At 64.1% G+C, this 1,544-nt stretch carries 2 protein-coding genes; both read right to left on the reverse strand.

The window, feature by feature from the left end; all coding sequences use genetic code 11:
- Nucleotides 1-14 precede the first annotated feature (14 nt).
- Nucleotides 15-980, reverse strand: a complete 966-nt coding sequence (locus NCC78_RS31635) for an IS3 family transposase (RefSeq protein WP_308220983.1) — start codon at nt 978-980, stop codon at nt 15-17.
- A 38-nt stretch (nt 981-1,018) separates the two neighbouring features.
- Nucleotides 1,019-1,462 (reverse strand): transposase, encoded by a 444-nt coding sequence (locus tag NCC78_RS32295; protein ID WP_308220984.1) that lies wholly within the window; start codon nt 1,460-1,462, stop codon nt 1,019-1,021.
- Nucleotides 1,463-1,544 lie beyond the last annotated feature (82 nt).

The following is a 1,544-nucleotide window of genomic DNA, read 5'->3' on the forward strand; positions in this document are numbered from 1 at the left end:
CGGTAGTTGTCAAGTCAAACTGAGACGGTCTGTGTCTGTTGGGCTGGCTGGTTGATCCACGCTTGGTCGGGGAGTTTGGGTGCGCGTGGCCGGTGGTTGAACCTGTCCGGATGGGCAGCGTGAGCTGCGTCGAGGGTGGCCTGGCGTTGCTCGCGGATCTGGCTGGCGGTGCCGTAGTGCACCGATGCCGGGGTATGCCAGCCGATCCCGGAATGCCGGTGTTCGTGATTGTAGGCGGTGAAGAAGCCGTCGCAGAAGACTCTTGCGTCCGCGAGGGATCCGAACCTTTCCGGGAAGTCCGGCACGTACTTCATGGTTTTGAACTGGGCCTCGGAGTACGGGTTGTCGTTCGAGGTTCGGGGCCGTGAGTGCGAACGGAGCACACCGAGATCGACGAGCATTTCCGATACCGGTTTCGATGTCATGGCGCCACCGCGGTCGGCATGGATAGTGTGCGGCTCGATCCCGTTTTGCGTGATCGCGTCGGCGAGGAAATCGCGGGCCACGACCGCGTCCTCGCCAGCGGCGACACGCCAGCCGGTGACGTAACGTGAGTAGATGTCGATGATGACGTAGCACTTGAACCAGACGCCTTTGACTGGTCCTTTCAACGCGGTGATGTCCCAGGACCACACCTGACCGGGACCGGTCGCGACCAACTCGGGGCGCACCCGCGGCGGGTGACTGGCCAGTCGGCGTCGTTCCCGGCTCTGCCCCGCAGCACGGGCGATCCGGTACATCGTGGACATCGAGCAGTGGTAGCGGCCGGCATCGAGTTCCCTTGCCCAGACCTGCGGGATCGCCGAATCGGCGTAGGCGGGCGAGTTCAGCAGGGCCAGGACCTGGTCACGTTCAGCGGCGCTGAGCGCTTGCGGCGGCGGGGTCCGCGGCAGCCACGGCCCGTGCCGTGGTCCAACAGGCTTGGCCTGGCGGTAGTAGGTCGCCCGTGATGTTCCGGTCAGCGTGCACGCGCGTTGCACCGCTGTCCCGGCTTCACGAAGTTCCGCGAAGACGGCAGTCAGGATTTCTTCGGCGGGCTGTCGTTGTCCGCGCTCTCGGAGAGTTCTTCCAAGAGCGCGTGTGCTTTTCCCATAATATCGAGGGCCATGCGGGTCTTCTTCAGATCCGCTTGGAGTTTCTCGTTCTGCCGGCGTAGCTTCTCCAACTCCAATTGCTCGGCTGACTTCTTCACCCGCTGTCCCACAGGAATCGTTGCGGCATCCTCTTTCCGGCCGCCCGGATTGCCGAGCAGTCCGCCGTCACGAGCTCGTGTCCATTCGATGATGTGAGACGAGTACAAGCCTTCCCGGCGCAGGATCGCGCCCTTCTCCCCGTTCGGGGCGTTCTCGTACTCGGCGACCATCGCGAGCTTGTACTCCGGGCTGAAAACCCGCCGGGACGGCTTCGGCGCCGGATCGGCCCCGCCGCCAGACGCCGACTGCTTGCCAGATGAGGTGGACACGTACACAAGGATCTCCGATCCCCGTCCTCAGGTCAGCACCCCACTCACACGGGGTGTCTCACACCATCCTGACCAAGAGGGC

The organism is Micromonospora phytophila (assembly GCF_023656545.1).
Taxonomy (GTDB): domain Bacteria; phylum Actinomycetota; class Actinomycetes; order Mycobacteriales; family Micromonosporaceae; genus Micromonospora; species Micromonospora phytophila.